This is a genomic window from Zobellia russellii, from assembly GCF_018728565.1.
GTDB classification, from domain to species: domain Bacteria; phylum Bacteroidota; class Bacteroidia; order Flavobacteriales; family Flavobacteriaceae; genus Zobellia; species Zobellia russellii.
On the sequence record NZ_JACSOI010000016.1, the window covers coordinates 1 to 5,002 of the forward strand.

General features: G+C 50.7%; 2 tRNA genes and 2 rRNA genes. All 4 read left to right on the plus strand.

The features are described 5' to 3' along the window. The first annotated feature begins 412 nt into the window (after positions 1-412). A 16S ribosomal RNA gene (locus H9565_RS19965) occupies positions 413-1,938 on the plus strand. Positions 1,939-2,087: 149 nt separating this feature from the next. Next, a tRNA-Ile gene (locus H9565_RS19970) sits at positions 2,088-2,161 on the plus strand. 123 nt (positions 2,162-2,284) lie between these two features. Then, positions 2,285-2,361, plus strand: a tRNA-Ala gene (locus H9565_RS19975). Positions 2,362-2,567: 206 nt separating this feature from the next. Continuing rightward, a 23S ribosomal RNA gene (locus H9565_RS19980) occupies positions 2,568-5,002 on the plus strand; the annotation flags it as partial.

Below are 5,002 nucleotides of genomic sequence, written 5' to 3' on the forward strand. Positions count from 1 at the left end.
GAATTAAAAAAGGGTGTTACATTTGCAGCCCGCTAAACAGGTATGAAGATGTTTGTTAAGCAGGGGTTAAAAAAGAGTAAACGTTCCTTGTGATATATTGTTTTGAGACGGCTAAAAAAAAGATTTCGATTTTTTTTAAAAGAAAGTTGCCGGTTAGAAAAACAGTTGTATATTTGCAGCCGCTTAGACAGACAGTAAGATGTCTGGAAGGCGTTTCCCGGGAGACCGGGAGGGATATAGAAGTTCATTTGACATATTGTGGAGACAGCGTAAAGGGATGAATTGGGAAACCTTTTTATTCCGATGAATTACGAAACAACATACAGATTAGAGTTTAAGATTTTTATTTTAGGATGAGAGTCGGGGCCGGGAAATTTTCGGGGTTGAAAGACTTATAACATATAATGAAACAACGATGAAGAGTTTGATCCTGGCTCAGGATGAACGCTAGCGGCAGGCCTAACACATGCAAGTCGAGGGGTAACAAGTCTAGCTTGCTAGATGTTGACGACCGGCGCACGGGTGCGCAACGCGTATACAATCTGCCCCCTACTGTGGGATAGCCCAGAGAAATTTGGATTAATACCACATGGTACCATATTACGGCATCGTATTTATGGTTAAAGGTTACGGTAGGGGATGAGTATGCGTCCCATTAGTTAGTTGGCGAGGTAACGGCTCACCAAGACCGCGATGGGTAGGGGCCCTGAGAGGGGGATCCCCCACACTGGTACTGAGACACGGACCAGACTCCTACGGGAGGCAGCAGTGAGGAATATTGGACAATGGGCGGGAGCCTGATCCAGCCATGCCGCGTGCAGGAAGAATGCCCTATGGGTAGTAAACTGCTTTTATACGGGAAGAAAAAGGGCTACGTGTAGCCCACTGACGGTACCGTAAGAATAAGGACCGGCTAACTCCGTGCCAGCAGCCGCGGTAATACGGAGGGTCCGAGCGTTATCCGGAATTATTGGGTTTAAAGGGTCCGTAGGCGGGCCGATAAGTCAGGGGTGAAAGTCTGCCGCTCAACGGTAGAATTGCCTTTGATACTGTCGGTCTTGAGTTATGGTGAAGTTGGCGGAATATGTAGTGTAGCGGTGAAATGCATAGATATTACATAGAACACCGATTGCGAAGGCAGCTGACTAACCATCGACTGACGCTGATGGACGAAAGCGTGGGGAGCGAACAGGATTAGATACCCTGGTAGTCCACGCCGTAAACGATGGATACTAGCTGTCCGGGTCCTTGAGACCTGGGCGGCCAAGCGAAAGTGATAAGTATCCCACCTGGGGAGTACGTTCGCAAGAATGAAACTCAAAGGAATTGACGGGGGCCCGCACAAGCGGTGGAGCATGTGGTTTAATTCGATGATACGCGAGGAACCTTACCAGGGCTTAAATGCATATTGACAGGGTCAGAGATGACTTTTCCTTCGGGCAATTTGCAAGGTGCTGCATGGTTGTCGTCAGCTCGTGCCGTGAGGTGTCAGGTTAAGTCCTATAACGAGCGCAACCCCTACCGTTAGTTGCCAGCGAGTCATGTCGGGGACTCTAACGGGACTGCCGGTGCAAACCGTGAGGAAGGTGGGGACGACGTCAAATCATCACGGCCCTTACGTCCTGGGCCACACACGTGCTACAATGGCCGGTACAGCGGGAAGCCATGCGGTAACGCAGAGCGGATCCACAAAACCGGTCACAGTTCGGATCGGGGTCTGCAACTCGACCCCGTGAAGCTGGAATCGCTAGTAATCGGATATCAGCCATGATCCGGTGAATACGTTCCCGGGCCTTGTACACACCGCCCGTCAAGCCATGGAAGCCGGGAGTGCCTGAAGTCCGTCACCGCAAGGAGCGGCCTAGGGCAAGATCGGTAACTAGGGCTAAGTCGTAACAAGGTAGCCGTACCGGAAGGTGCGGCTGGAACACCTCCTTTCTAGAGCTTCGGCCTTCGGAATTGTCAAGGGCCCCGACGCCTCGTTCTAAATATTAAAGTCGTAAAACATCTGTAAGTATAGGATAGAGTCTCCACATTAATAATATAAGATACCTCTTTTGGTACGGAGTACAAAGAGTGGTAGGGACAGTCCCATAGCTCAGCTGGTTAGAGCGCTACACTGATAATGTAGAGGTCGGCAGTTCGAGTCTGCCTGGGACTACAGAGGGCACCTTTTGTTAGGTGCGCACGTTCATTGAGAATAATATTGAATAGGAAATTCTAGAAGTTGAGTAGTAGTTGGAAGTACTGACTACTGACTACTATATGCTAACTACTAGTATATGGGGGATTAGCTCAGCTGGCTAGAGCGCCTGCCTTGCACGCAGGAGGTCATCGGTTCGACTCCGATATTCTCCACCAGGCGGTGCCTGGGGACAATTGATTTGTCTTCAAGTATTGCATGAGTGGCCACAAGGGTGATTTTTAATTGTCCGTGGCGACTCGCCACAAGTTCATTGACATATTGGGACAGGACGTATATCTTTCGGGATATATGTACTGAAGAAAAAGAAAACACGAATTTTTTAAGTAAAGAGTACGAAATACGAATAGAACAAAAGGTCTGGCGACAAGCTAGATAAGGGCGTATGGGGAATGCCTAGGCTCTCAGAGGCGATGAAGGACGCGATAAGCTGCGAAAAGCTGCGGGGATCGGCACATACGATATGATCCGCAGGTATCCGAATGGGGCAACCCAGCATGTTGAAGACATGTTATCCGCAAGGAGGCAAACCCGGTGAACTGAAACATCTAAGTAGCCGGAGGAGGAGAAAACAAAAGTGATTCCGGGAGTAGCGGCGAGCGAAACCGGATTAGTCCAAACCGTACATGTTCCGGCATGTGCGGGGTTGTAGGACCGCGACGTTCGAACAGCGATGAACTAGAACAGGTTGGAAAGCCTGGCCATAGACGGTGATAGCCCGGTATAGGTAAAGACCTGCAAGATAGCGGTATCCTGAGTAGCGCGGGGCACGTGAAACCCTGTGTGAAACCGGCGGGACCATCCGCCAAGACTAAATACTCCTGAGAGACCGATAGTGAACCAGTACCGTGAGGGAAAGGTGAAAAGAACCGTGAACAACGGAGTGAAAAAGATCCTGAAACCATACGCTTACAAGCGGTCGGAGCCCTTCGGGGTGACGGCGTGCCTTTTGCATAATGAGCCTACGAGTTACTTTTACTAGCAAGGTTAAGGACTTCAGGTCCGGAGCCGTAGCGAAAGCGAGTCTTAACAGGGCGCCATAGTTAGTAGTAGTAGACGCGAAACCGTGCGATCTACCCATGGGCAGGTTGAAGCTGTGGTAACACATAGTGGAGGACCGAACCCGTTGACGTTGAAAAGTCTTGGGATGACCTGTGGGTAGGGGTGAAAGGCCAATCAAGCTCGGAAATAGCTCGTACTCCCCGAAATGCATTTAGGTGCAGCGTGTAGATAGTTTTATAGAGGTAGAGCTACTGATTGGATGCGGGGGCTTCACCGCCTACCAATTCCTGACAAACTCCGAATGCTATAAAACGTTTCTGCGCAGTGAGGGCATGGGTGCTAAGGTCCATGTCCGAGAGGGAAAGAACCCAGACCATCGGCTAAGGTCCCAAAATATATGCTAAGTTGAAAAAACGCGGTGGAACTGCATTGACAGCCAGGATGTTGGCTTGGAAGCAGCCATTCATTTAAAGAGTGCGTAACAGCTCACTGGTCGAGCGGTTCCGCATGGATAATGATCGGGCATAAGCATATTACCGAAGCCATGGCTTTGTATTCATACAAGGGGTAGGGGAGCATTGTAGTGCCGTTGAAGGTGTACCTGCGAGGGATGCTGGAGGAGCTACAAACGAAAATGTAGGCATAAGTAACGATAATGCGGGCGAGAAACCCGCACGCCGAAAGACCAAGGTTTCCCCAGCTATGCTAATCAGCTGGGGGTCAGTCGGGACCTAACGCGGACCCGAAGGGGGAAGTGGATGGACAAGCAGTTAATATTCTGCTACCCGCACATCATTGAAAGCGACGGAGGCGAGAAGTTGGTGCGTGCAGACGGAATTGCACGTTGAAGCGAGTGGTAACACCGCGATAGTACACCGAGGCTACGGCCAAGGTGATAATCCAGCGTATCGACTTCCAAGAAAAGCGAGATGTGCGGCCCGTACCGTAAACCGACACAGGTGGTTGGGATGAGTATTCTAAGGCGCTCGAGAGATTCATGGCTAAGGAACTAGGCAAAATAGACCCGTAACTTCGGGAGAAGGGTCGCCCATCTTTTAGATGGGCCGCAGTGAAGAGGTCCAGGCGACTGTTTATCAAAAACACAGGGCTCTGCAAAATCGAGAGATGAAGTATAGGGCCTGACACCTGCCCGGTGCTGGAAGGTTAAGGGGAGATGTGAATCCTTCGGGAGGAAGCATTGAACTGAAGCCCCAGTAAACGGCGGCCGTAACTATAACGGTCCTAAGGTAGCGAAATTCCTTGTCGGGTAAGTTCCGACCTGCACGAATGGTGCAACGATCTGGACACTGTCTCGGCCATGAGCTCGGTGAAATTGTAGTATCGGTGAAGATGCCGGTTACCCGCAGTGGGACGAAAAGACCCCGTGCACCTTTACTATAGCTTCGTATTGACCTTGGTCAAGCAATGTGTAGGATAGCTGGGAGACTTTGAAGGCGCACCGCCAGGTGTGTTGGAGTCACCGTTGAAATACCAGCCTTTGCTTGTCCGGGGCCTAACCCTCCAAGAGGGAACAGTGCGTGGTGGGTAGTTTGACTGGGGTGGTCGCCTCCAAAAGAGTAACGGAGGCTTCTAAAGGTGCCCTCAGTACGGTCGGCAATCGTACGTAGAGTGCAATGGCACAAGGGCGCTTGACTGTGAGACATACAGGTCGAACAGGTTGGAAACAAGAGCATAGTGATCCGGTGGTTCCGCATGGAAGGGCCATCGCTCAAAGGATAAAAGGTACGCCGGGGATAACAGGCTGATCTCCCCCAAGAGCTCATATCGACGGGGGGG